Raw genomic sequence first — 26,812 nt, 5'->3', positions numbered from 1 at the left:
CGGTAGTCAATTTGGGACGGGGCTCTTTTAGCTGGTTCGAATGGTCGCACCAATCATACCAGTCAAAAAAGCCCCACCCCAAATGAGCTGCCTAGGACGGGGATCAATGAGTTTTTTATCCCCGTCCCAGAAAAATCCTTGGGCGACGCGCAGCCGCCTAGGCAGTGTATGCAATTGTGGCGTCGACAGCATGGCGCCAGCCGGCGATCTTTTTGGCGCGCTCGTCGACGGACATGGTGGGCTCCACGATGCCGCGGGCGCCGTAGACGTCGACGACGTCGCGCGTGTACATGCCCAGCGCAATGCCGCAGGCCCAGGCCGCGCCCAGACCGCTCATCTCGTCGTTGCTCGCAATGCGGATGGGCGAGCCGACCAGGTCGCTCTCAAACTGCATCAGGTACGCGTCGCGCGTGGGACCGCCGTCAACACGAAGCTCGGCCAGTGCCGCGCCCGAATCCTCGACCATCGCATCGATGACGTCGAAGATCTGATAGGCGATCGACTCATCGGCGGCCTTCACGAACTCCGCGCGGCCCGTGGTGCGTGTCATGCCAAAGACGCAGCCCTCGGCGTCGCTCGCCCAGTGCGGCGCGCCCAGGCCAGTGAACGCCGGCACAAAGTAGACGCGGCTCGCCGGGTTGGCGGCATAGCACAGGTCGGTGACTTCCTCGGGATTGTTGATGAGCTCCAGGTCGTCGCGCAGCCACGTCTTGACGGCGCCGGCGTAGCTCACGTTGCCCTCGAGCACATACTCGGTCACACCGTCCATACGCCACGCAAGCGAGCTCGAAAGCCCGTGCGAGCTGGCAACGAACTCGTCGCCAACGTTCATCATGACCGAGCTGCCGGTGCCATAGGTCGCCTTGGCCATGCCGCGGCTGTGGCAGCCCTGGGCAAACAAGGCGGCATGGCTGTCGCCGAGTACGCCGTGAATGGGCACGGGCGCCGGCAAAAAGCCGCCCAGGTCCGTCATGCCGAACAGGCCATCGGAATCGGTCACCTGCGGCAGGCAGGCTGCATCGACGCCAAAGGCCTCACACACCGGCTCGCTCCAGCAGCCACGGCGCAGGTCGAAGAGCTGCGTGCGGCTGGCATTGGACCAGTCGCAGCGGAACTCCGCGCCGCCCGTGAGCGTCCAGACCACCCAGGCATCGATGGTGCCCAGACACAGCTCGCCTGCCGCCGCGGCCTCGGCAGCCGTGGGAACGTTCGCGAGAATCCAAGCCATCTTGCCCGCCGGATAGTAGGGCGAGAGTACCAGACCCGTCGTGTCGCGCACCAGCTCGGCTACACCCTCGCGCGCGGCCAGCTCGTCGCACAGCTCGCGGGCGCGGGCGCACTGCCACACCACGGCGTCGCACAGCGGCTCGCCCGTCGTGCGCCTCCAGGCAACGGTAGTCTCGCGCTGGTTGGAGATGCCGATGCCGGCGACGTCGGCCGGATCGACCCCGGTCTCCTCCACCACGGCGCGCGCCACGGCCAGCACGTTGGCGGCGATCTCGGCTGGATCATGGCTCACCCAGCCGGCCTCGTTGACAATCTGGCGATGCGAGCGATCGGCACGATGAATCAAATGGCCGCCCTCGTCCACCAGCAGCGCCTTGGTGCCCTGCGTGGATTGATCGATTCCGATGATGTAGCGGCCCATGGCCACCCCTTTCAAAACGAATGTGACAAAGGGACTGTCCCTTTGTCACATTCCAGTTACTCTGCGGGCAGGAACTCGGCGACCGTCTTGGCGATTCCCTCGCCGGTGAGCCCGTAGTGCGCAAAGACCTCGGGGCTCGTGCCGGTGATGACCGGCGCATCGGGCAGGGAGAGGCACTTGACCGGACGCGGGCAATGCTCGCCCACGACCTGCGCGACCATGGAACCCAGGCCGCCGAAGGGGCTGTGCTCCTCGACCGTCACGACGGCACGCGTGGTACCGGCGGCCTCGATCACGGCCTCGGCGTCGAGTGGCTTGACGCAGTACATGTCGAGCACTGTTGCCGAGATTCCCTGCTCGGCCAGCAAATCGGCGGCGTCCACGGCATGGCGGACCATCTCACCGGTGGCGACAAGCGTCACATCGGTGCCGCGACGCACCCAGGTGGCGCGATCCATCTGGAACGGGCACTCGCCCTCGGCGTACACGTCCTCGACCGGGTTGCGCCCCACGCGGATGTAGGCCGGCTTGTTGTCGGCTACCAGGGCGCGCACAAGCTCGGCGGTCTGGAAGCGGTCGCTCGGCAGATACACGCGCATGTTGGGAATCGCGCTCATGGCGGCGATATCCTGCGCGGAGTGGTGGCTCATACCCAGGGCGCCATAGGACACGCCGCCCGAGATGCCGATGAGCTTGACGTTGGTGTTGGAGTACGAGACGTCGACCTTGCACTGCTCATACGAACGCGTGGTCACAAAGGACGCCGGCGAGGCGGCCCAGGCCTTCTTGCCGCACGAGGCCATGCCGGCGGCGATGCTCACCAGGTCCTGCTCGGCAATGCCGACCTCAATGGACTGCTGGGGATACTGATCGAAGAACGGCGTGAGCGATGCGGAGCCGCGGGAGTCGGAGCACAGGACGACGATGTCTTTGTCAGTTGCGGCGGCCTCGAGCAGCGTGTCGCAGATAACCTTGCGGTTGGCGATCTTGTTAGCCATTGATAGCCTCCTTATGGGCAGCGAAATCGGCGATGATCTGGGCATATTCCTCATCGTTGGGCAGATGATGATGCCAGGAGGCCTTGTCCTCCATAACCGGCGAGCCGTAGCCCTTCACCGTGTTGAGGATGATGACCGTGGGCTTACCCTTGGTCTCGGCGGCCAGCGTCAGCGCGGCGTCGATGGCCTGGACGTCGTTGCCCGGAATGGAGAGCACGTTCCAGCCGAAGGCGGCCCAGCGCTCCTCCTGCGAGTCCTGCTTCATAACGTCCTCGGTGCTGCCGCTGATCTGCAGGCGGTTGCGGTCCACGAGCGCGCACAGGTTATCGAGCTGGTAGTTGCCGCCGCTCATAGCGCCCTCCCAGACCGAGCCCTCGGCAAGCTCGCCGTCGCCCATGATGGTGCAGACGCGGTAGTCGCGGCCGTCCATCTTGCCGGCAAGCGCCATGCCCACGGCCACGGGCAGACCGTGACCCAGCGAGCCCGAGTTCATCTCGATGCCCTTGAGCTTGTTGTTGGGGTGACCGATGTAGGGGCTGCCGAACTTGGAGAAGCGGGCCTTGACGTCATCGAGGTCCAGATAGCCCTCGTGGCAGAGCACCGCGTAGTAGGCCTCCATGGCATGACCCTTAGAGAGCACGAAGCGATCGCGGTTGGGATCGTCGACGGTCTCGGGCGAAATGTTGAGATGGTTGGCGTAGAGGGTCATGAGGGCGTCGATCACCGACATGTCGCCGCCGATGTGGCCGCCGGCGCCAGCCATGATGATATCGACGCAATCGCGGCGAAGGTCCCAACGCAGGGACTCAAGCTCTTCGATAGTTGCCATTTCTACTCTCCTCGCAGGTAGGCTTTGACGTCTTCTTCAATCGGGTCGTATAAGTCGGGGGCAATGCCGATGTACTTGCACGCCTCGTAGAGCACCGGCACGACGTTGGCGTGAATGGCGACGCAGTGGTGGATGTAGGGACCCTCGACGATCTTGGCCTCGAGGCGCTTGAGGTTGTCGACCTCGACCCACAGGTAGGTGCCCATGCCGGCCGGGCCGTCGATGCCGCGGGCATTGCCCAGCAGCAGCGAGTACTCGCCGTTGTCGCCGTCAAAACGGGCAAGGGTGAGGTCGCCGTGCTTGGCCTCGGCCGTCAGCGCGCCGGGGTGATCGAACGCCAGCGGGTAGGTGAGCTTGGGCTTGACGGCCGCACAGCTGCAGGGCCAGGGGCCACAGTGCTGCAGCAGCTCGCCGTTCTCGTTGTCGGGATGACGCACGGTCCAGTCGGCGAACATGCCGCGGTGACGGCCCAGATCGGCAGCCTCGACCATCAGCGCGGTGATGGCGCCGTGGATATCGGTCTCGCACACGACGGGGATACCCATCTCGTTAAGGATGGCGTTGGCGGCGCAGGGCATAATGCCCAACTCGTCCTGCAGGGCGTTCCAGCACTGGATGGCACCGGCGTTGCAACCGTACTTCTCGACCAAGCGCTTCATGGCGATGGCAAGACCGGCCACAGCGGGGACCTTATCCTCGGGGATGCAGATCTCAAAGCTGTCGGCAATGTGGGCGAGCATGGCTGCCATGGCCTGCTCGTCGGCCTGGGCGTCGCGCACGGCCTGGACAAGCTCGGTCATGGGGATGGGCGAAAGCTGGATGTTGAACTTCTCGAGCAGCTCGCCCTCGTTGCACATGGTCGACCAGAAGTCGAACGGACGGGTGGCCATCTGCAGAATACGGGTGTGCTTGAAGGTCTTGACCACGTTGCACACGGCCAAAAAGTCCCAGACGCCGCGCTCGAACTCGGGATCGGTCAGGCGGCAGTTGGTCATGTAGGTGAAGGGCACCTGGAAGCGGCGCAGGACCTTGCCGGTGGCGAACAGGCCGCACTGGCTATCGCGCAGGCGGGTGCCGTCGGGCTCGGGGCGCTCGTCGCGCGGACCCCACAGCAGCACGGGCAGACCGAGCTCGCGGGCAAGGCGGGCGCAAACGTACTCGGTACCAAAGTTGGCGTGGCACAGCATGATGCCATCGACGCCCTCGGCGCGGAACTTCTCGACGATAGGCGCGATATGGCTGTCGTCGAACAGCAGGCCCTCGTCGTTGATGTCGTCGATATCCACGATGTCGACGCCGATCTCGCGCAGGCGATCAGCCGTAAGGCCGCGATACTTGATCGCGTCCGGCGCGCTAAAGATGCTGCGGCGCGTGGGCACGAAACCGAGCTTGATCTTATCCATGTACGTCCTCCCCTAATCACATGTTCAGTAAACAGACGCATGTTTCGTTTTGTTCTGTTTACTAAATGTTTTACTCTTTTGTTTAGTAGTTTAGCGCGAAAGTCCCGTAAACGGTAGAGAAATCAGCCTAAACGGTATGTAAACAATCTGAACATACAAGGGCAACAAAAAGAGGGCCCCGTAGGACCCTCTCTCTTGGTAGCGTCATATATGGTTGCCTTTGGCGGACTTTTCCGCTCTGAGGTCTGGCGCCGTTCTGCCTAGATTTCGCGCACGCTCTGGCGCTCGACAAAATAGGTCGATACGGCCGTTTTGCAGGTATAGCTCTTGGGATTGCGGATGTTGCCCACCAGGCGGCGCACCGCGATCTCGCCCACCTCGTGCTTGGGAACGTGCACCGTGGTGAGCGGCGGGTTGGAGAAGGCACCCAGAGATAGGTCGTCAAAGCCGATGATCGAGACATCGTCGGGCACACGTATGCCGTGCTCGTTGAGCGCGCGCATGGCACCCACGGCGAGCACGTCGTTCTCGGCAAAGAAAGCCGTCGGCAGGTCGTCGTGCGAGACGCTGTCGAGCCACACGCCCATGTCGCGATAGGCACCCTCGAGCGTGGTGCCCAACGTGACACGCCATGCCGGATTGGCCTCGAGGCCCGCGTCCTCAAGCGCTTGGCGATAGCCGCGCTCGCGATCCTTAAAGTTGCGAATACGAAGGTTGCCCGCCAGATAGCCGATCTGCTTGTGGCCTTTCTCGATAAGGTAGTCCACGGCGCGCAGCACCGAATCGGTGTTGGCAATGACCACGGCGTCGAAATACTGGCGATCGCTCCAGCCATCGAGCACAATCAGGTGGGCGGCGGCGTTAGCGAACAGGGCGTAGTCCTCCTCGCCCAACTCCGTACCCATTAGCACAATGGCGGCGGACGGATCGGCGATCAGGCCCTCGACCTGCGGGCGCACGGCGTCCAGGTCGCTAAAGTCGAGCGAGACAAAGCTCGTGCTCATGCCGTGGCGACGCGCCTGACGCTCCACGCCCTCAATAACCGCGGGATGGAAGGTGCTCTCGTCCAGGATGGCACCCGTCTTGCGCGCAAGCACGAACTGGATACTCTCGAGCTGCGTCGACTGCTGGTATCCGAGCGATTGTGCGCACTCCAGGATGACCTTGGCGGTCTCCTCGCTCACGCTGCGCTTGCGGTTGAGCGCGTTGGACACGGTCGCAGGCGAAAAACCGGTGATGCGGCTGATCTCGCGAACACTTGCTTTAGCCATTGTTCCCCCTAGTAACGGTCGCGGTCGAGCATCGTGGCCTGACCGCCCCGTGACTCGATAACTAAACGACCGCAAATTCAATCTAAACAGAATAGTAAATGTTTAATAGCTAGTTTAGCCTGTTGTCAAGCAAAGTGGTGCGACTATTCCCCCAACGGGCACATTTACTCGGTAGCTAAAAAAGCCCCGTCCCAAATTGACTACATGGGGCGGGGCGTGAAAAACATTTAGCCCAGGACGCGGGCCATACGCGCCTTGAACTCGGACAGAAAGCGCGGGGCGTCGACGGTCAGCGCCACGAGTGCGCTCTTGTCGGGATCGGCCACACGGCGCTCATCGCAGATGGTGCGGCCGCGATACTCGCCAAGCAGGTCGATGCGCAAGTTACAGCCGAGCGCGCCCACGAGCGTGGGGTCAATCGCCACGGCGACGGCAAGCGGATCGTGCAGCGCGCAGCCACCCAGGTAGGAGGCGTTCATCTCGTACGAGCCAATGTAGTGCTCCACCATGCTCGCAAACGCGCAACCGGCCATGGTGCCCGAGCCCGTCCAGCCGGCAATGTCGCGACGCGTGAGCACCACGCGATGCGTCACATCCAGCCCCACCATAGTGAGCTTGCGGCCCGAACGCAGCACGGCATCGGCCGCCTCGGGATCACTTGCCATGTTGGCCTCGGCGCCCGCGCTCACGTTTCCGGGCACGGTGAGCGCACCGCCCATCACGACCACGCGACCGATAGACATCATCGCCGCCGCATCGCGCTCCAAGGCAAGTGCCAGGTTGGAGAGCGGGCCGGTCGCAACGTAGACCAGATTGGGACCATAGGTGCGCGCAGCATCAATCAGGTAATCGACCGCCGCGTTACCGTCGGCCGACGTCGCCCCCACCGGCTCGTACGGCGACGCGGGCACGCTCGCCCCGCCAATGCCGTTCTTGCCGTGAATGAGCGTGGTGGACGCCGGCGGTGTATAGGGCTCAGTCGCCTTAATGGGACGATCGGCGCCCAGGTACACCGGCACCTCGGGACGACCCAACAGGTCGAGCACCGCCAGGCAGTTGTGCGCCGATTGCTCGACGCGCACGTTGCCAAAGCACGTGGTGATGCCCACGAGCTCCACCTCGGGGCTCGCGATGGCATAGGCCAGCGCCATCGCATCGTCCACACCCATATCCAGATCAAGGATCAGCTTCTTGGTTGCCATTGTTCTACTCCGCTTCTCCGTCTTTATCGTTTAACCAAACCAATGTTCAACTTCGGCGCGCGTGGGAATCGATTGCTGAGCGCCCAGACGCGACACCGTCACCGCCGAGGCGCGAGCACCCGCGGCCATGCACTCAAAGAGCGGCAGACCCTCCAGACGAGCTGCAGCAAGCGCACCAATAAACGTATCGCCCGCGGCCGTCGTATCGACCACCGCGCTCGAAAGCGCCGGCATGCGCAGCGGCTCACCGCCATCGCCGAGCGTAACCGAGCCGGCGCCGCCCAGCGTGATGACCGCGGCGCCGGCGCCCTTGTCGAGCAGCGCATTGAGCGCGGCGACGCAACTCGCATCATCTGTGGGCAGAATGCCCGTCAGCATCTGGCACTCGGTCTCGTTGGGGCAGACCAAGTCGACCGCAGGCCACGCTCCTGCCGGCAAATCGCAGGCGGGCGCAGGGTTAAAGACCGTATAGAACCCCAGCTCGTGAGCGCAAGCAAGCGCCTCGGCCGTCGCTGCAAGGTCACATTCGCCCTGGGCGATAAAGACGCTTCCGGCAGCCGGGGCAAACTCGCTGGCATCGCCGTCGAGCTCGTCGGCCACCAAGCGCCTCAGTGCGCGGGCAACGTCCTCGCCCGCAAGCGCATGGTTGGCGCCCGGCGACAGCACGATGCGGTTGTCGCTCTCGCAGCGAATGATAGTCGCGGTACCGGTCTCCACGTCATCGCGACGCGCCACAAACTCAACGCCCACGCCGGCATCCTGGAGCCCTGCCACAAGCGCATCGCCAAAGGTATCGCGCCCAACAGCGCCAATCATGCACGTGCGCGCACCCATGCGCGCAGCAGCGACGGCCTGGTTAGCGCCCTTGCCACCGGCGTTGGTGATAAAACCGCTGCCACCGACTGTCTCGCCCGCACGCGGCATGCGCTCGCACGCCACCGAAAGGTCCATGTTCATGCTGCCGAACACCGCAACGATGCTGTGATCCGCCATGGAAACCTCCTCGTCTTCAGGCTTTGCGCCCACCGTCGACCAACGATTGTGCACTCTCGCACCCCCTATAACTTTAGTCCACTTTGATGTGGACGCGCGCTTGAGCTTACGCCAGCAGCAAGCATTCACAGGGGCAGGCAGCTACAATGAATACGTGCTGATTATTCTCGTCATTGGATGATGTTTTATGGAACAATTCTCGCAATCGGGCTCGCGCGGTCGACGCCGCACGGGCAACGAGCCGGCGCCGCACGAACGCGTGAAGGGCGAACGCCGTGCCAACGAGCCGCGACGCACCGCGAGCCCCCATCGCGCTTCTGCCAACAACGCGGGCCGCGCCAACACACCCGCCGCGGAGCAGACGCCTGCTCGCCCCAAGTCCCGCTACATCCCTGCCCTTGACGGCCTGCGCACGCTTGCCGTCGTCGCGGTGGTGCTCTATCACCTCAACCTCACGTGGGCTCAGGGCGGCCTGCTTGGCGTCACGATCTTCTTTGTGCTTTCGGGCTATCTGATCACGCGCTTGCTGCTCAACGAAGTCGCTAAGACCGGTCGCATCGACCTTAAGAGCTTCTGGATTCGCCGCATCCGTCGCCTGGTCCCCGCCGTGGTAACGGTAGTGTTCGTGACCTGCGCGCTGTGCACCATCTTTAACCACGTGATGCTCACCAAGATGCGTCCCGACATTCTGCCGTCGCTGCTGTTCTTTAACAACTGGTGGCAGATTATGCAGGACGTCTCGTACTTCAACGCCCTGGGCGACCCCTCGCCGCTTACGCACTTTTGGTCGCTCGCCATCGAGGAACAGTTCTACCTGGTTTGGCCACCGCTGCTGCTCGCTATGGTATCCATGCACATGAGCAAGCCCAACACGCGCCGCATGGTTCTGGGCCTGGCTGCTGTCTCCGCCATCGCCATGATGGTGCTCTATAACCCTGCCGCCGACCCCAGCCGCGTGTACTACGGCACCGACACCCGCGTCTTCTCGCTGCTGCTGGGCGCCTGGATGGCCTTTATCCCCGATCGCGACCTGGCGCCGGTGTGTCTCGCTCATCGTTTGGGGCTCAATCGCCTGGCTGGCGCCGCCAAGCACGGCAAGAACGCCGAGGGCAAGCCTGGCGAGAAGGCCGACAACGCAGCCGAGACCGTCCCGGCACAGCCGAGCGCCCTCGTGCGCTTTTGGTCCTCGCCCGCATCCATCGATGTGTTGGGCGTCGTGGGTCTGGTTGGCCTTGCCGCCATGGTCGCGCTCACCAACGGCTACACCGCGTTCCAGTATCGCGGCGGCACGCTGCTATGCTCCATCCTCACGCTCATGGTCATCGCGGCCTGCGTGCAGCCCCAGGGAATGGTTGCCCGCGCACTGTCCGCCGAGCCGCTCGTGTGGGTTGGCAAGCGCTCGTACAGCATCTACCTGTGGCACTATCCGCTACTGTTGCTCATGAACCCGGTCGCCAACATCAACGATACGCCGTGGTGGCAGTACATTTTGCAGGTGTTGTTGGTGGTCGCCGCAGCCGAATGTTCATATCGCTTTATCGAGACGCCGTTTAGAAAGGGCGCCTTTGGGCGCACCGTATCCGAGTTTCGCGACGGCGCCACCACGCCCGCCAACTGGGTACGCGCGCACGTCCCTGTCTGCGCAGCCTGCGCTGTCGTGTTGGTCGTTGCACTGGGCGGCCTGATCTTTGTGCCGGAGACCTCCGCACTGAGCGGTGAGGGCGCCGAAGTCCTCAACAAGGAAGCCAAAAACACCGCGCCCACCGACCAGCAGGCGGCCGACGACACCGACAAGGACAACGACGGCTTCCCCGACGGATCCTACGACCTGCTGATGATCGGTGACTCCGTGTCGCTGCGCGCCGTCGATTCCTTCGACGGCGTGTTCCCCCACAGTCACATCGATGCCGAAAAGGGCCGCCAGTTCGATGCGGGCCGCGCGGCATTTGAGGGCTATCTCCAACAGAACCTTGCCGGCAAGATCGTGGTCTTTGCACTGGGCACCAACGGCTTGGTAACCGACGACCAGATCGACGCCATCATGGCCGATGCGGGAGATAAGCGTATTGTGGTGTTTGTGAACACGCGCAGCCCGCAGCCGTGGGTTGGCTCTACCAACCAGGCCATCGCCAACGCCGCTACGCGCTACAAGAACGTGCGCGTTATCGACTGGTACGGATACAGCGCCAACCGCAACGACCTGTTCGATGGCGATGGCACGCATCTATCGACCACTGGCGTAACTGAGTACCTCAACTTGATCCACGATGCAGTCAAGAAGGACCTGCCCGTGCATCCCGAGGATCACGTCAACGATCCGCAACCGGCAGCCGTCAAGTCTGCCACCGACGCACTCGTCAATGCGCTCGCTCTCAAGCCGCACAAACTGGGCACCGACAAGTAGCCTGCAGCAAACAACCCAAAATCACTCTTTTCGAGCCGGCTCCAAGAGGTCGTGGACAAAAAGGGGCAAATATGAGTACTGTTACCATTTTAGTAGCAGGCAAAACCACCCAAAATGGCGCCCAAGCGGTAGCGCGCGACCCTTCCAGTTGACCAGAATGGCCGGCTTAAGACTTGGAGCTTCGCTTTTAATGAACAGATTTTTAGATATGTTCATTATTTTCTTGGTCGTAAATACTATCATCCAGGCAACAGTACTCATATTTGGCATTTTTTGTCCACACGCATATTACTAACCCCCTATAACAGGCAAAATACAGTCCGCAACCCATGGCAGCGGCCTGTTTGGAGTCCAAAGGAGGCGCTAAGCGCTGTAACCCATCGCCTGCAGAACAAACATAACGACCGTGAGCACCGTAATCACACCGATAGTCGCCCAAGTGAGCACATTCCACACGCGGCCGTTGCGGTTAGTGCCCATAATGTGACGGTCAGCGGCAATAACCACCTGGAACACCAGAACCACGGGCAGCAGCACGCCATTGATGACCTGCGAGGTCATCATAATCTGGAACAGATCGACGCCGGGCATAAGCACCAGCACGGCAGAGATGCCGATGATGGCCGTAATGATGCCGCGATAGACCGGGGCCTCGTCCCAGCTGCGATCGGCACCGCGCTCCCAGCCAAATGCCTCGCAGATAGCGCTCGACGTAACGCCCGGCAGCACGCAGGCAGCCAAGAAACTCGCCGCGACCAGGCCCGAGGCAAACAGTACCGTAGACCACTGACCCGCAATAGGCTCCAGCGCGCGGGCAGCATCGGCAGCATCGCTAATCTGAATACCCGCCGGGAACAGCACCGTACCGGTCGTAATGATAATAAAGCCGGCAATGACATCAGCGGCAAGCGAGCCGCTCACGGTATCGATGCGCTGCAGCACGATATCGTCCTCGCCCGCGTTCTTATCGACCACGTTGTTCTGCGCCAAGAAGATCATCCACGGTGCGATGGTGGTACCGATTGTTGCGACCACGAGCGACACGTAGCTGGGATCGTTCTGAATATTGGGGACGACCAAGTCGACCGCGACCTCGCCCCAGTTGGGGCCGGCCATAAACGCGGCGACGATGTAGGTCACGAACACGCAGCTTACCAGCAGCAAAATCTTCTCGATGCGCTGAAAACTGCCCGACATGGTAAGCATCCACACCAGCAGCGCCACGAGCGGCACCGAGATGCTCGCCGGAACGCCAAACAGAGCAAGGCCACTCGCGATACCCGCGAACTCCGAGATGGTCACCGCCGTGTTGGCAATCAACAGCGCCGCCATGGCCAGCACGCTCCTGCGCACGCCAAAGCGCTCACGGATGAGCGAGGCCAGGCCCTTACCCGTGACGCATCCGCAGCGCGCCGCGGTCTCCTGCGTCACGATAAGCAGCACAGTCATGACGGGAAGCATCCAGAGCATCTTGTAGCCATAGCTGGCGCCCGCGCTGGAATACGTTGCAATGCCGCCGGCGTCATTGCCCGAAAGCGCCGCCAGCAGACCGGGACCCATAGCGCCAAAGATGGCCGCGATGGTCAACTTTTGCTTGGTGCCCGACTTTTGCTTGGTATTTTGCACGCGACCACCTAACCCATGACCGACATGGTGAGCAGCACCGCAGCGGCGCAGTACGCTACGCACGAGATCATGACGGCAATAACGTTCATGGCGGTGCCCGACGTGTTGAGGTCATGCTCGTCACGCCAGAACAGCACCATCAGGTAAATCACGGCGCTCATGTTGCCAACCAGGCAAATGATGGCAGCGATATTAAAGCACCCGGTAAAGAGTTGCTCCTCAAACATGGGCGCATCGGGGAACGCAGCGGTGCGCACCAGCTGGGCGCACAGGTAGGTCACGAGTGACAGAATCAGGCCCATGCCCGTGCTCTGGAAGAAGAACCCCAGATACGGCTTGGGCTCGTCGTCGTGACCGTCATACTCCAAGAAGTAGTTCTTGACGAACGACACCATGCGCGAGGCAGCAAGCAGCACGAGCGGCATGGCGCACATGGGGAACACCACCAGATGCGCGGAGCCGAGCGCCGTCCCCAGCACCGTTGCCATGATGCACGAGGCAATGCCCCACACGACAACCCAGTACTGGCGATGCACAAACCAGCTGAGCACGTTCGTCGAGTCGTCCGACGCGCTATCGCCCGAGCCGACACCGGCGATCTGCAGGTCCTCCTGATGCTCCTCGGCGATAACGTCCATGGCGTCGTCGAAGGTCACGATGCCCAGGATATGACGGTTCTCGTCGCAGACAGGGATGGCAACCAGGTCGTACTTGGTCATCTCGTCCGTCACGTCTTCCTGGTCCTCGTCGGGCGACACGTAGACCAGGTCGCGATAGGCGAGCTGGCCCAGCGTGGCATCGCGGTCGGCAACGATCAACGTGCGCAGCGAGAGCACGCCGGTGAGCATGCCGCTCGGATCCTCGGTATAGACGTAATAGACACTCTCGAAGTCCTCATCGAGTTTGCGAATCGCCTCGATGGCATCGCCGACCGTCGCCGTGGCGGGCAGCGAGACAAACTCCGAGGTCATGATGCGGCCGGCGGTGTTGTCCTCATAGCCCAGCAGGTTACGAATCGCCTTCTCCTCCTTGACGCCCATCAGGCGCAGGAGCTTCTCGGCCTTCTCGTAATCGAGCTCGTCGATCAGGTCGGCGGCGTCGTCCGGGTCCATCATGGCCAGCATCGACGATGCGTCCGTGTCGGACAGGCCCTCGAGCATCTCGGTCATAAGCTCGTCGTCATCGAACTCCGAGATGGCCTCGGCGGCCTGGGCAGTATCGAGCTGTGCAAACACCTGCGCACGCAGGCGCGGGTCGAGCTGCTCGATAATGTCGGCGATGTCGGCAGGGTGCAGCTCGCCGAGCGTCTTATGCGACACCGAGAGTTGAATGTTCTTGGTCGAGCGATCGAGCAGGTCCATGTAGGACCAAGCGATGATGTCCTCACTGAGCGGCTTGCCCAGGTGCTTCATAAAGCCTTCGACGATATGCTCGAGTGCGGGGCTGATCGCGCGTAGCAGACCGCGGGCGCCCACTTCGGCGCCCAGCAGGCGCAGCTGATTTTCGCCCGACATGGAAAACTTGATGTCGTTTACGCGCACGACTTTCATGCCCTGCGTGTCGACAATCTGCTTGTTGAGCACGTCGCGGGCAAGCAAGAGTTCGGTCGGCTGCAGGTACGAAAAACGGATTTCGGTGGCCGACGTCTTAAGGTGTACACCCGTCTCGTCGATACGGTCGACCCATTTGCGCCAGCTGATCATAAACGGCGTCTTGCCGGGACCGCGGAACGCGAGCGACGTCACGTGCGGAAAAACTTCGCCGGTAGCAATACCAAAATCGTTCACCACGCCGAGCTTTTCTCCATCGACGTCCAAGACCGGCAATTTGAGCATCTCACTCAGATAATTCAATGGTGCTCCCCATCATTATTCCTCCGAACGCGGCCGCATGTGCGACGTCCGGGGGCTTCTGGATATGTATACGCATGCGCGGGCGGCACGCCGCTCGACGCTTACACCCCGTGCATGCGCAAAAAGCACCTGCATGGGGTCATCGACTGTATGGTCGAGGTTTGGATTTCACCTGTAACCTTTCTCTTGACCCTCATTAACCGCAGTAACTATAGCATCAGCATCGCCCTGCGGCATCGAATTTATGCGCTGCACATTGCAGGCATACCAAACGCTGACGCATCCGTGACATAGTCATTGGGGACGTTCCTAAATGACTACCCAATGACTACTCTGTGGTGTCGTCGTCCTCGGCAAGTTGGGGGAACACGGCGTCCTTGGGCATGGTGACCTTCGTCAGCGAGGTGAGCTTTTTGCTCAGCGACGTGTCCGTCTTGACCAGGTCGCTGAGCGTCACGATCTTGTAGCCGTCGGCAATGAGGCCGTCGATAATCTGCGGCAGCGCCTCGAGTGTCTGCTCGGCGCATTCGTCTCTATCGGTGAGCAGCACGATATTGCCCGGCGTCACCGAATCGAGCACCGTCGAGACCTGTTCGTCGGCACCGTTTAGCAGCCAGTCGCCCGAGTCGATATTCCACGAGACCACGGCGGAGACCAGGTCCATCGCATCAATCCAGTTTTGCTCGTCAAAGGCAGCGTAGGGAGCACGCAGCAGCATCGTCTTCACGCCGGTCGCCGACTTAATCGCATCGGTGCCTTTCGTGATCTGTTCGCGCACCGCCTCACGGTCCTGACCCTTGAGCGAATCGTCGCTGTAGCTGTTGGATCCGATCTCGCACCCGGCGTCGACAATCGCCTTGGCCGTGGCAGGCGAGGCCTCGGCCGCATCGCCCGAAAGGAAGAACGTCGCGGTGACGCCCTTTTCCTTGAGCACCTGCAAGATCTGTTTGGTGGCGCCGCTCGGACCCTCGTCAAACGTCAGCGCCACGTACTTTTTGTTGCCCTTGGGCGCCACGCTGGCGCACGCAACGACGCAATCGGTGGCGGGCACAACCTCGCCGCGGTCCTGCGTCTTGCCCGACTGCTCACCAACCCACACCTCGGAGCGGCCCTGGACACCCCACGTCTGCACATACTCTATGGCGCCCGTGCCCTCGACCTTGAGCTTGGGCTCGATAACCGTAGCCTGAATCTCGTGCTTCTCGTAGGTGTTACGGCCATCCTTGACCGTCACCTTCTCGCCGCCCTCAAGTTCGCGGCTATCCCATTTGCCCTGCTTCACGCGCTTGCCGTCGACCTTCACCGACAGCTTTTCGCCCCCATGGCGCTTGAGCACGCTGTCATCGACGGCCAGTAGGTCGCCTGCGTCGTAGGTGTCAGTCAACTCCTGGTCGTCTATGAGATTCTGCAGCGTAGAGCCCACGCGCACCGCGGTCTTCTGGCCGTTGAGTTCCACGTCCACGCTGCGGTTGACGTAGCCCACGACGGCAGCGATAAACAGCACGAGTGCGCAACCCACGGCGATGAGCGCATAGGGCAGGCGAGACGAACGACGGGGCGTACGGCTGTTGCCGATGCGCGCGCTGCGATCGCTAAAGCCGCGGCTATGGTTGAGGTACATCGCGCCGGGCTTACGGTGACGCTTGCGCTGACCGCTGGGCAGCTGCCCCAGATCGCGGCGCGCCGTCGGACGCGTACCCGAACGCCCGTTTAAGTTGGATCCGTTTTGGCGCATATGCCCTCCCCCATAAACACAGCAAGCCGGAGCAACAGGTCTCCGGCTTGCCTCCCATCATTTGGTACGTCGCTATTTTGTAGCTTTTGACGAGCCTCCGCTCGCCTTTTGGTATTCGTCCTTAAAGGCCTTGAACATGCCGCGCGTCTTGCCGAGCTGCTTGCCCAGTGCGCGGCTGCCCTTGTCCACGGCAACCGATCCCTTATCGTCGAGTACCTTGGCGCCCTTTTTGACCTTATCGCCCACCACGACGCTGGCCTCGGCGGCCTTGGCAGCCGCACCGCCCGAATACCCGAGCGACTTGACCTCGTCCGAGACGACCATCGCGCCGTTCTCGTAGCCGCGCAGCATCGTCGGTGGCACCTGCGTGTCGCCCACCAGCACGCTCGAAGCGGCACCGGCGGTCACATAGAATGCCTGCACGACACCCGAGCGTGGCTTGAACTCAACGTCCGAGCAGTAGCCCACGACATCGCCCGATTCCGTGCGCACGTCCATGCCAACCCAGATGATGCAATCGTCCAGGTTGATGTCGAGGCGCTTGGCGGCGGCAGCATCGTACGTGTCCTTGACGTCATCGACCGCAATGGCACCCTCGTAGACACCAATGGCGTCGAGCGCTACGAATCGGTCGGGGCGCTCGATCATGCCCGCGATATCGGACTGGCGGACCATAAAGCCGACCACGCGCGTACCGCCCGGGGTAAAGACCGGAAAGTGAATCTTTCCGAGCTTTTTAGGGCTGCGCGGCGTGCCGTCCTTTTTGGTGCGCTTGTCCTCGGTAGGCTTGCGATAAATCTTGGCGCCGACAAAATCCCCGGCGCGCATTATGCCTCGGTCGAGGGCTCCGCAGCCTCGGTATCAGCCTCGACGGCGTTCTCGACCACGACGTCGGCGGCAGGCGTCACGTTGCCACCCGAAATGGCGTCGTTGAGCTGCTCACGCAGCTGGTCCATGCGCTCGCGGGCCAGGTCGACCTTGGCGCGCAGGTCGTCGGTCTTGGCGTCGACCATCGGGCCAAAGTCATTCACCGCAGCACGGGCCTCCTCGGCGCTGTGCTCGTAGGTGTCGCGCATATTGTCCCAGGCGTCGTTGGCGATATCGGCAGCCATGGCGCGGGTCTCGGCGCCCGAGCGCGGAGCCAGAGCAACACCGATAATAGCGCCGGCAGCAGCACCAAAAAGTGCGCCGGAGACAAAGCTGAAAGTCTTACCCATGATCATTCCTCTCCTGCGGGCACGTCGGTGCCCACCGTTTGAATGCTGTCCATTATACCCGCAGCGCATCACTTGCCGCTCCGCTCATCTGCGTACGGCAAAGGTGCAGGTACGTGATGGTGATAAACGCGTAGGCCTACTCCTGAGGCATAGCCGGCATGGCCACCGTGGCACCCGGGTCCTCGCCGGCGCCGTCCACGAGCGGCAGGCCGCCCTCATGCGCAGGTCCTGCCGGAACCGTCGCCGCACCGCCAAAGACGGCAGCGGAGGCCTCGTGGCTCTCGGCAACCGCGCCCTCGGTATCAATCGCCACCTGGGGCTCGTCGTCAAAGTTGGGGACGCCCTGGGGCTCGGTGGGAACGGGCTCGGCGGTCGCATCGGCAACGGGCTCGGCGTCGACCGGCACATCGCCCTCGTCAGCGCCCTCGTCCTCGGCAGCATCTTCGCCGTTCGCAGCGGCGACGGCCTCGTGAGGATCCTTGCCCTCGGCCTCGGCGCGCATGCCCAGCACCAGGTTGCGCAGGCCCGCGACCGTACCGTCCACATCGGGAGCCTGCTGGTCGGCGTGCAGGTACGCCCAATCCATCATAAAGGTCGCCGACGACAGCGCACCAATGGCCAACGCGTCATCGGGACACGAAAGCTCAACCTCAAAGACGCGCTCGTCGTGCTCGCTCACGCGCGTGCGACCGCACGAGATGCTGCCGGCAAGACCGGTCTCGTTCATGAGCTCGACCGTCACGTGCTCTAGCAGGTGGCAAAGCTCAGTCTGGCCCATGCAGTCCTGAAATTCGCGACCGGAATCGCCCAGGCACAGGTGCTTGGCAATCGCAGGCACCAGGTAGTACACGCGCGCCGTGGCCTCGATGTCCTCCGAGGTCATGAGCGGCATGCCGGGGTTCACCAGCACATGCGCGCAGATCTTGTCCTCGCTGACGGTGACCTTAAGGATGTTGAACAGGCCTGCCATAACTCTCCCCTACTCGTCCTTGCCCTACTCGTCGCCATCGTGCGGATCCGCAGAGCCCGCACCCGACGCCGCCGGCTTCTCTGCCGAGGACTCGGAATCCTTCTTATCGGTTTCGGCCGGAGCAATCACGCGAATGAGCGAGATGCGCTGGCCACGCATCGACTGCACCTTGAACTTGTACCCCGCGACCTCAAACACCTCTCCGATGTCGGGCACCGAGTCACAAAGCTCCAAGATCCAGCCGGCGATGGTCTCATAATCATCGCTTTCCTCGAGCGGCCAACCAAGCTCAATCGCGTCATCGCACGAAAAACGCCCATCGACGAGCCACTCGCGGCGCGAAAGGCGCGTGAGATACTTGTTGTCGGGGTCGAACTCGTCCTCGATCTCGCCGACGATCTCCTCGACGATGTCCTCGATGGTGATGATGCCGGCCGTGCCGCCGTACTCGTCCACGACCACCACGATCTGGTCGTGCGAGGTCTGCATCTCGGACAGCAGCGGCAGGATGTCCTTGGTGTCGGGCACAAAGGTGGCGTCGCGCAAAAAGCCGGCGATGGGCTGGTCGCCCTTGCCGTCGAGCGCGGGCTGGATCAGGTCCTTGATGTGCGCGATGCCCGCGACGTTGTCGGGGTCCTCGTGATAGACGGGGATGCGGCTGAAGCCGGTCTGGCGCATGGTGGACAACACGTCGGCGACCGTCTCGTCGTCCTCGCACATGGTGGTGTCCACGCGCGGCACCATGACCTCGCGGGCAACGGTGTCGCCCAGGTCAAAGATCTCGTGGATCATACGCTTTTCCTCGTCGAGCAGGTCGTCCTGCTCCGAGACCATGTACTTGATCTCTTCTTCCGAGACGTTCTGACGGTCGTCGGCACTCTTGATGCGCAGGATGCGGGCCAGGCCATCGGAGCAAGCGCCAGTCAGCCACACGAGCGGACGGGCGATCTTTTGGAAAAACGACAACGGTCCCACGACCTGCTTGGACACGCCCTCGGCATTGGCCAGGCCGATGCGCTTGGGGACGAGCTCGCCGATCACGATGGACACGAAGGCGACCGCGACGGTGATGATGACCGGCGCCAGGCCGCGCGCGATGGCGGAGAGCGGCGCGATGCCAAAGCTCATGAGCCACGTGGCGAGCGGGTCGGACAGACTCGTCGAGGCAACAGCGGACGAGGCAAAGCCCACGAGCGTGATGGCGACCTGGATGGTAGCGAGCAGCTGGTCGGAATCGGCGGCCAGCTTAATGGCGCGCTCGGCGCGTTTGTCGCCTTCCTCGGCCTCGTGCTCCAGCACAGCGCGCTTTGCCGTGGTGAGCGCCATCTCGGACATAGAGAAGTAACCGTTGATGAGGGTCAAAACGAGGGTAGTGATAAGGGAGATGGTTATGTCCATCGGGAGTTTCTCGAACCTCCAAGATTCGGGACGTTAGGGTAAAACGTTGGTGGCGGATACGGCAATTGCACCGGCGCCCAAACAAGGATGCGGGCGCGCAGGCGTGGTCGCTAGATTACGAAGAGGATCACCGCCATGAACTGGAAGATACTGCCGGCGAGCACCCACAAGTGAAACACACTGTGCAGGTAGCGCACGTTTTTGGCGATATAGAACGGCACGCCCGCGGTGTAGCACACGCCGCCGACGGCGAGCAGGGCAAGTGCCACGGGGTTGAGCAGCGCCACAAGTTCGGGCAGCTTAAAGACGACGAGCCAGCCCATCAGCAGATAGACCAGGCCGCATACCCAATGCGGTTGACGCTCGCGCAGAAAGCACTCGAGGGCGATGCCGATAATGGCGATGGCCCACACGGCAAAGAACAGCGCGGGGCCGCCGTCGTTTGCGAGCGTGATGAGGCAAAACGGCGTATAGCTGCCGGCTATGAGCAGGTAGATGCAGCTGTGGTCGATGATGCGAAACACGCGCTTGGCGCGCGCGGGCTGAATCGCGTGGTAGAGCGTAGAGGCTAGGTATTCGAGGATAATGCTGACGCCATAGACAATTGCCGCGGCCATGTGGGCCGGGCCGCCGCCGCGCAGGGCAGCGAATACGATCAGGAGCACCAGACCCGCAATGCCCAGCAGGCAGCCGACACCATGGGTGACGGAGTTCATGATCTCCTCGCCCACCGTGTAGTGCGGAATGGCCGCGGTCTTGGGCCGCGGCTTGGAACTGTCGCTCGAATCGGACATGCCGGTTACATCCTCCAACATAAAAGAGTTCTCAACACTATATCAAAGCGTCTGGGTACGTGCGAAATTTGCACCATACGTGACCCTTTGTTTACCCATTCTTTGTCTGTTGACGCATCAACGGCGAACATCCATAATGCGCTTCGTTTGATTGTTGACGTATTAACATCCCAGAGGAGAAGACATTATGACTCAAAGCGCACACCCCCATCGAAGGCTCAAGATAGCCGGCGTTGTTGCGCTGGCGCTCGTTGTCACGTTGCTCGGATTTGCCGGCAACTTTTTGTTTGACTTTGCCCTGAACCCCCAAGCGCCGTACACCATGAAGATGATGCAGGATAGCAAGAACGACAAAGAAGGTGAGCATCCGGATGCCGAGGATACCGAGGCGCGGGCATGGTTTAAAGAGAACCGCAAGAGCAGCAGCCTCACCGCAGATGACGGAACCGAGCTCGCCGCCTGGTATTTTGCCGCCCCGGAGAGCACACACGACTACGCCGTCTGCCTGCACGGATATACCGACGAGCCCATCGGTATGGCCCGATACGTCAAGCGATTCCACGACCGCGGCATGAACGTACTCGCACCCGCCGCCCGCGCCCACGAACGCTCCGGCGGCGACTATATCGGCATGGGCTGGCCCGAGCGGCTCGATGTCGTTGCATGGATTGGGCGGATCGTTCAGGCTGACCCCGAGGCGCGCATCCTGGTCTTTGGCGAGTCGATGGGTGCAGCAACCGCCATGAACGTCGCGGGGGAATCTCTGCCCGCAAACGTGAAATGCATTATCGAGGACTGCGGTTATACGAGTGTTTGGGACGAGTTTTCTCTGCAGCTCAAGGACGTGTTCGGCCTGCCCAGCTTTCCTTTGCTCGATGTAGCAAACTTGGTGTGCAACGTGCGCGCGGGCTACGACTTTCATAAGGCGAGCAGTGTGGAGCAACTCAAACACGCGACGGTTCCCATGCTGTTTATCCACGGCGACCAGGACACCTTTGTGCCGTACAGTATGCTCGACCAAAACTACGAGGCGTGCGTCAGCAAGGCTAAACAGAAGCTCACTATCCACGGCGCCACCCACGCCAAGAGCGCGCAAGTTGACCCCGAGCTCTACTGGAATACGGTCGACGACTTCCTCGATAGGAATTTTTAGGGAAAAAGCGGCGTTGGGGATTTATCTAACCCCCTATTTTCGGAAGTATGCTGCAAAATCTGGAACTGCCGACCAGACCGCAGTTTTACCAACAATTTATCAGGGGTTTTGTTGCCAAAAAATGTCGTGTGCTCGGCGGTCTCGAAATTTGCCGCATACTTCCGGAAAGCCGCCCGCAAGCGCTGTGCTCACGGGCGGCTTTTGCTAACGTTGCGCTACAAAAGCGCTTGATATGTCCAATAGACAGGTGCTACTTGACCTCGATGAGCTCATACTTGCTCGTGCCCAGGCCGATCTTTTCGGCATGCGCGATGCACGCGCGCCAGTCGGTGTCGGGATGCGTGATGCAGAAGGGGTCCTTGGCCTGCTCGCCCTCCAGATGCTCGTGGTTATGCTCCATCTTGGCCGCGCTATCGGTGAGTTCGGTGTTGGGCAGCGGCTCGGATGCCATGACGGCATCGGCGCAGGCCTGATCGATAGCGACCGGGTCGAAGCTCGCGAACATGCCGATATCGTTAACGATAGGCGTGTCGTTTTCGGGGTGGCAGTCGCAGTTGGGACTGATGTCCATGGCGAGCGAGATGTGGAAGCTCGGACGGTCCTGAACAATGGCCTTCGTGTACTCAGCGATCTTGTAGTTGAGTACGTCGGCCGCGGCATCATAGTCGGGCTTGATGCAGTCCTGGTTGCACGCCGCAATGCAGCGTCCGCAGCCCACGCAGCGATCGTGGTCGATGGCGGCCACGTGCACCGTGCGGGCGTTGCCGTTGGCAAGCTCGCGCTCGCGGGTATCGTCAAACGAGATGGCGTTGTGCGCACAGATCTTTTCGCAGGCACGGCAGCCAACGCAGTGCTCAGTCGCGACGTTCGGCTTGCCGGCGGCATGCTGCTCCATCTTGCCGGCACGGCTGCCGCCTCCCATGCCCAGGTTCTTCATGGCGCCGCCAAAACCGGCCTGCTCATGGCCCTTAAAGTGGGTGAGGCTGATCACGATATCGGCATCCATGAGCGCCTGACCGATCTTTGCCTCGCGCACGTACTCACCGCCCTCGACCGGGACGAGCGCCTCGTCGGTACCCTTGAGGCCGTCGGCGATGATGATCTGGCAGCCTGTGGCATACGGGGTAAAGCCGTTCTGGTAGGCGGTGTCGATGTGCTCGAGCGCGTTTTTGCGGCTACCGACATAGAGCGTATTGCAGTCAGTGAGGAAGGGCTTGCCGCCCAGCTCCTTCACCACGTCCGCGACGGCGCGGGCGTAGTTGGGGCGCAAAAAGCTCAGGTTGCCCAGCTCGCCAAAGTGAATCTTGATGGCGACAAACTTGTTCTCAAAGTCGATCTGCTCGATACCGGCGCGGCGAATGAGGCGCTTGAGCTTGTCGAGCTGGCTCTCGCGAGCATGCGTGCGCAGGTTGGTGAAGTACACCTTGGCGGGTGCTGCGGGTGCAGTTGCGGTCATAGATATATCCCCTCGGTCTATATGGCGTTACAGACATAGGAGATGGTACCCGTTGAAGCAGGGTCAAAGTCAAGCGCAGCGCCTGGCCACTCATTGGGGACAGACTTAAATGACCGGCCGCCAGGGACATCCTTTCGCCATCCGGCACCCGGCAGTTGGGGACGTTCCTTTCCTGCCGGCAGCTAGGGACAGTCCTTGCCGGCCCGGCCGGCGAGCGGGCAGATCGGCAAAGACTGTCCCCGATGACTAGTCGTTTAGGAACGTCCCCAATGACTACTCTTGAACTTTGAGGGCTTCGGCCAGGCTGACGCGCTTGATCGAGCGCATGTGCAGCAGCGCCACGACCAGGTACGTTGCAAAGCCGATCCCTGCGCACGCCGCCATGGACCAGCTTGGCACATAAATCTCGATATTGCCGTTATAGGCGAGCAACATGGAGCGGAAAATAGCCGTAAGCGAGCAGATAATCAACGGCAGGCTCAGCACGAGCGATGCCGCCACGCACAGCGTGATCGAGCGGATGTACAGATGCGAGATCTCGCCATCGCGATAGCCAAAGACCTTCATATAGCTGATCGAGCGGGCGCTATGGTCGATAACGGCCTTGGTTAGCAGGTACATAAACAGCAGGAAGATAAACACCGCGAGCCCGACCATCATGCCGATCATGTCGCTCATCATGCCGATGAACTGGTCACCCACGGCGCGCATGTCGTCGGGCGTGGTGTCGCCGGCAAAGTAGCGCGCGTCGAGGTCGAGCTTCTCGTCGCTCACATAGCCGTTAAAGTAGGCGGCGTCGTTGTCGAACAGCTCGTTAAAGTCGTCGATACTCATATAGATATTCATGTCCGACTTGGAGCCCCAGGCACAGTCCTTGCCCGCGTACTCAAAGGAATAATGCTCGCCCTCGTACTTGTCGCTGAGCGTGACCTTCTGGCCCTCGCTCCAGCCAAACTTATCGAGCAGACCGCCGCCAAAGACGACGCGGCCATCGCCGATGTTGAGGCCCTTCCAGTAGCGCGAATCGGACGAGATGCCGTAGACAGAAATCGTCTCCTCGCCATTACCGTCGCCACGGTCGTACTGCAGCTGGTAAACGGCATATTTCTCGGCCTGCGCGATTGCGCCCGCGCCGTTGTCGGTCGTGTTGACCGGGTGAATGTCGTCGTTGTCAGTGTCGATCTTAGAGGCCTTGTCGATCAGGTCGATAGCCTCGTCGCGGTCGCAGCCAAGGGCATCGGCAAGATCGTCAAGGCGCGCGTAGAGCGCATCCTTCTTGTCCTGGACCTTGGCAAGCGCATCCTGCGCTGCGGTCAGGCTCTCGGCAGACGGAGATGCGGTCGCGGCATCGGCTGCCGTCTGCGCCGCATCGGCCGCGCCGTCAAGCTCGTCATCGGCATCCTGGGCGGCAGAAAGCAGCGCGCCGTCAACCGACTGCAAGCGCTCGAGTGCCGACCACTGCTCGCGCTCCTCGGCAGTGCCCTCGAGCTCCAGCGGCGCCTTGAGTGTGTACTGATGCTCGGCGACCAGGCTCGTCTCTAGATTGTCCGCATAGTGCGTCATCGTGGGCAGGATCGCCAGACCAAAGAGCAAAAGCAGCGACCCAAACGCGATGCCCACGAAGAGCGTGGCGAAGTTGCCCAGATTGCGCAGGAAGATACGCAGGCGGAAGCGGGAAACAAAACCCATGCGCTCCGGCAGCTGCAGGCCGCGCTTGGTGCCCGATTTGCCGCTCGCCTCGTGACGAAGGAACTGCAACGGCGTCTTGCCCATCTTGCGAAGCAGACCCACCAGCGTGATGAGGATGAGCGCAGCGGCGGGGACCACGGCACACTTCACGAAGATCTCCCAGCTCCAGTACACCTGGAAGGGCGGCAGGCTGTACGAGCCGTAGTAGAGACCGCGCATGGGCTCGGTAAAGAACACAACGCCGAGCGCAGTGCCCAAAAGCGCCGCGAGCACGCCCACGATGGCGGGAAGCGCGAGGTAGTGCAGCACGATCTCGCGGCGGCGATAGCCGCTGGCGAGCAGCGTGCCGATGATGGCGCTCTCCTCCTCGATGGTGGCGTCGGTGAGCACCACAAAGACAAACGCCATGATCACGATGATGATGTCGAGCAACGTCATCCACATCATGGAGTCGCCGTCCACGTCGTCGCGCGCATAGCCAATGCCCTGATTGGAATCGGCATCGATCAGATCGTCCACGCGCGCATCGGCATCGGTCAGCGCCTCGACCATATCCTGCTCCGCATCGATGCGATCCGCGGTGGGGAGATCGCGGTCGGTAAAGGTGAAGGAGTAGGTGTAGGCAGGCGCGCCACCGGCATCCTCGAGCGCGGCAAAGCCGGCATCGGTGACCTCTGCCACGCCGTACGTGATGGTGTTCACCGTAAAGTCCGAATTGTTGAGGAACAGCGCCTGGCTATCGGGCTGGGTCATGATGCCGCAGATGGTGTAGGTGCGGCCCTCAAGCTCGACCTTATCGCCGATGGCGAGGTCGTTGTTGGTGGCGAAGACACGGTCGATTGCCACCTCATCGTCCGCCTTGGGCTGCCTGCCCTCACAGTAGGACGCGATATCGACCTTGGTGCGGTGCGCATAGGTGCGCAGCGTGCGCTTGGTGCCATCGTCGCCGGCGGTCTTTTTGATGATGGCGTCGATGGAGAAATTCTTGTAGAGCGTGACGCCACCGACGTCGCCGGCTGCATCCTCGGCGGCCTTGAGCTGGTCTTTGGTAGCCTCGAAGGAGGTGGTCACGCGGCCGTCCTCGATCGTGTACTCGTCGCGCATGTCGTCGATGAGGCAGCCGATGGAATGCGCCGCGAGCAAAAAGCCCGAGGTAAGGGCGATGCTTCCGCACATAAGCAAAAAGATGCCCAGGTACTTGCCGATATTGCGGCGCAGCTCGCGCGGGAGACGTTTTGCGAGAGGTGTCATGGCGCCGCCTACCAATCGAGCTCGGCGGCCGCGACGGGTGACTCATTGAGCTCATCCTCGACGATGCGCCCGTCGCGCAGGCGCAGCACGCGATTTGCCATGCGCGCGATGGCGGCATTGTGGGTGACAATGATGATGGTGCAGTCGTAGGTGCGGTTGACATCCTCCATGAGCTGCAAGATTTCCTTGGACGTCTTGTAGTCAAGCGCGCCCGTGGGCTCGTCGCACAGCAGCAGGCCTGGGTTTTTGACGAGTGCACGGCCGATGGCGCAGCGCTGCTGCTGGCCGCCCGAGACCTGGCGTGGGAACTTGTTGCGGTGCTCGTAGAGGCCCAGCGAACGCAGCAGGTCGTCGACATTGAGCGGGTTTTTGGACAGGTGCGCCGTGACCTCGATGTTTTCCTTGATGGTAAGGTCGGGCACCAGGTTGTAGAACTGGAAGACAAAGCCCAGCTCGCGGCGGCGGTACTCGCCCAGATCGGCAGGCTTGAGCGCGGTGAGGTCGCAGCCGTCCACCATGATGGAGCCGCCGTCGGCATCCTCCAGGCCGCCAATGAGGTTGAGAAAGGTCGACTTGCCCGAGCCCGAGGGTCCCAGCATGACGCAGATCTCGCCGCGGTTGATGGACGTGTCGATGCCGTCGAGCACCGTCAGGCGCGCATCACCGTCGCCATAGTGTTTCTTGAGCCCTTTGACCTGGACATAGGCTTGCTTTGTCGCCATGTTATCCCCCGTTGTTAGCCTTCTGCTACTTTTCTAAGCTAATAGTAAACCACGGTGAACTATTTTTAAGCGACAGGCGCAATTTTTTCCAAACCAGTCATTGGGTACTTACTCATTGGGGACAGACTTAAATGAGTGAAATCGCTCATTTGAACTGCGTCCCGAATCTTGGCCTTCTTTATTAGAAGCGAACACTAGGA

20 protein-coding genes are annotated in these 26,812 nt (G+C 61.7%); 2 read left to right on the top strand and 18 right to left on the bottom strand.

Annotated elements, in window-relative coordinates:
• Positions 1 to 157 precede the first annotated feature (157 nt).
• The 7 genes from DW754_RS04890 to DW754_RS04860 form a co-directional block, all read right to left on the bottom strand.
• Positions 158 to 1,648 carry a glycerol kinase GlpK gene (locus DW754_RS04890; protein WP_117758594.1) on the bottom strand — a complete coding sequence of 497 codons (1,491 nt, stop codon included), beginning with the start codon at positions 1,646 to 1,648 and terminating at the stop codon, positions 158 to 160.
• Between the two features lie 56 nt (positions 1,649 to 1,704).
• Entirely contained in the window at positions 1,705 to 2,646 is a 942-nt protein-coding gene (locus DW754_RS04885; protein ID WP_117758593.1) for a transketolase family protein, read from the bottom strand.
• Complete coding sequence (locus DW754_RS04880; protein ID WP_199411442.1) at positions 2,639 to 3,475, bottom strand: transketolase; 837 nt, start codon at positions 3,473 to 3,475, stop codon at positions 2,639 to 2,641. The genes DW754_RS04885 and DW754_RS04880 overlap by 8 nt, the downstream gene beginning before the upstream one ends.
• 2 nt (positions 3,476 to 3,477) lie before the next feature.
• Positions 3,478 to 4,878: an L-fucose/L-arabinose isomerase family protein gene (locus tag DW754_RS04875; protein WP_117758592.1), complete on the bottom strand. Its 1,401-nt coding sequence runs from the start codon at positions 4,876 to 4,878 to the stop codon at positions 3,478 to 3,480.
• Between the two features lie 260 nt (positions 4,879 to 5,138).
• Positions 5,139 to 6,149 carry a LacI family DNA-binding transcriptional regulator gene (locus DW754_RS04870; protein WP_117758591.1) on the bottom strand — a complete coding sequence of 337 codons (1,011 nt, stop codon included), beginning with the start codon at positions 6,147 to 6,149 and terminating at the stop codon, positions 5,139 to 5,141.
• 227 nt (positions 6,150 to 6,376) lie between these two features.
• A complete protein-coding gene (locus DW754_RS04865; protein ID WP_117758590.1) occupies positions 6,377 to 7,351 on the bottom strand; it encodes a nucleoside hydrolase in 975 nt (324 codons plus the stop codon).
• A 30-nt stretch (positions 7,352 to 7,381) separates the two neighbouring features.
• The gene (locus DW754_RS04860; RefSeq protein ID WP_117758589.1) at positions 7,382 to 8,344 is read right to left on the bottom strand and encodes a ribokinase; all 963 of its coding nucleotides are present in this window, start codon (positions 8,342 to 8,344) and stop codon (positions 7,382 to 7,384) included.
• 187 nt (positions 8,345 to 8,531) lie between these two features.
• Between DW754_RS04860 and DW754_RS04855 the strand changes: the two genes are divergently transcribed.
• Positions 8,532 to 10,748 (top strand): acyltransferase family protein, encoded by a 2,217-nt coding sequence (locus tag DW754_RS04855; RefSeq protein WP_117758588.1) that lies wholly within the window; start codon positions 8,532 to 8,534, stop codon positions 10,746 to 10,748.
• A 363-nt stretch (positions 10,749 to 11,111) separates the two neighbouring features.
• Here the strand turns inward: DW754_RS04855 and DW754_RS04850 are convergent, their stop codons facing one another.
• The 8 genes from DW754_RS04850 to DW754_RS04815 form a co-directional block, all read right to left on the bottom strand.
• Positions 11,112 to 12,308 (bottom strand): Nramp family divalent metal transporter, encoded by a 1,197-nt coding sequence (locus DW754_RS04850; protein ID WP_117758623.1) that lies wholly within the window; start codon positions 12,306 to 12,308, stop codon positions 11,112 to 11,114.
• A 74-nt stretch (positions 12,309 to 12,382) separates the two neighbouring features.
• Positions 12,383 to 14,227, bottom strand: a complete 1,845-nt coding sequence (locus tag DW754_RS04845) for a magnesium transporter (RefSeq protein WP_117758587.1) — start codon at positions 14,225 to 14,227, stop codon at positions 12,383 to 12,385.
• Between the two features lie 328 nt (positions 14,228 to 14,555).
• A complete protein-coding gene (locus DW754_RS04840) occupies positions 14,556 to 15,962 on the bottom strand; it encodes a polysaccharide deacetylase family protein (protein WP_233508871.1) in 1,407 nt (468 codons plus the stop codon).
• 72 nt (positions 15,963 to 16,034) lie between these two features.
• Positions 16,035 to 16,790 (bottom strand): PRC-barrel domain containing protein, encoded by a 756-nt coding sequence (locus DW754_RS04835; protein WP_117758586.1) that lies wholly within the window; start codon positions 16,788 to 16,790, stop codon positions 16,035 to 16,037.
• Entirely contained in the window at positions 16,790 to 17,179 is a 390-nt protein-coding gene (locus tag DW754_RS04830) for a YtxH domain-containing protein (protein ID WP_099432470.1), read from the bottom strand. Before DW754_RS04830 ends, DW754_RS04835 begins: the two co-directional genes overlap by 1 nt.
• 136 nt (positions 17,180 to 17,315) lie before the next feature.
• On the bottom strand, positions 17,316 to 18,149 hold the full coding sequence (locus DW754_RS11145; protein WP_233508870.1) for a hypothetical protein: 834 nt from the start codon (positions 18,147 to 18,149) through the stop codon (positions 17,316 to 17,318).
• A 24-nt stretch (positions 18,150 to 18,173) separates the two neighbouring features.
• Positions 18,174 to 19,547, bottom strand: a complete 1,374-nt coding sequence (locus DW754_RS04820) for a hemolysin family protein (RefSeq protein ID WP_117758585.1) — start codon at positions 19,545 to 19,547, stop codon at positions 18,174 to 18,176.
• A 110-nt stretch (positions 19,548 to 19,657) separates the two neighbouring features.
• Positions 19,658 to 20,341: a hemolysin III family protein gene (locus DW754_RS04815; RefSeq protein WP_199411441.1), complete on the bottom strand. Its 684-nt coding sequence runs from the start codon at positions 20,339 to 20,341 to the stop codon at positions 19,658 to 19,660.
• A 187-nt stretch (positions 20,342 to 20,528) separates the two neighbouring features.
• Here DW754_RS04815 and DW754_RS04810 point away from each other — a divergent pair, with 187 nt between their 5' ends.
• Positions 20,529 to 21,494 carry an alpha/beta hydrolase gene (locus DW754_RS04810; RefSeq protein WP_117758584.1) on the top strand — a complete coding sequence of 322 codons (966 nt, stop codon included), beginning with the start codon at positions 20,529 to 20,531 and terminating at the stop codon, positions 21,492 to 21,494.
• A 250-nt stretch (positions 21,495 to 21,744) separates the two neighbouring features.
• On the opposite strand, the gene DW754_RS04805 is transcribed toward DW754_RS04810, so the two are convergent.
• From DW754_RS04805 to DW754_RS04795, 3 genes are all read right to left on the bottom strand, one after another.
• Positions 21,745 to 22,950 carry a DUF362 domain-containing protein gene (locus DW754_RS04805; RefSeq protein WP_117758583.1) on the bottom strand — a complete coding sequence of 402 codons (1,206 nt, stop codon included), beginning with the start codon at positions 22,948 to 22,950 and terminating at the stop codon, positions 21,745 to 21,747.
• Positions 22,951 to 23,223: 273 nt separating this feature from the next.
• The gene (locus DW754_RS04800) at positions 23,224 to 25,890 is read right to left on the bottom strand and encodes an ABC transporter permease (protein ID WP_117758582.1); all 2,667 of its coding nucleotides are present in this window, start codon (positions 25,888 to 25,890) and stop codon (positions 23,224 to 23,226) included.
• Positions 25,891 to 25,898: 8 nt separating this feature from the next.
• Positions 25,899 to 26,612, bottom strand: a complete 714-nt coding sequence (locus DW754_RS04795; protein WP_117655442.1) for an ABC transporter ATP-binding protein — start codon at positions 26,610 to 26,612, stop codon at positions 25,899 to 25,901.
• Positions 26,613 to 26,812 lie beyond the last annotated feature (200 nt).

It is taken from the genome of Collinsella sp. AM29-10AC (assembly GCF_003469085.1).
GTDB lineage: Bacteria > Actinomycetota > Coriobacteriia > Coriobacteriales > Coriobacteriaceae > Collinsella.
Note: the sequence above shows the minus strand (reverse complement) of the source record. Positions and strands in the feature narration are given on the sequence as shown.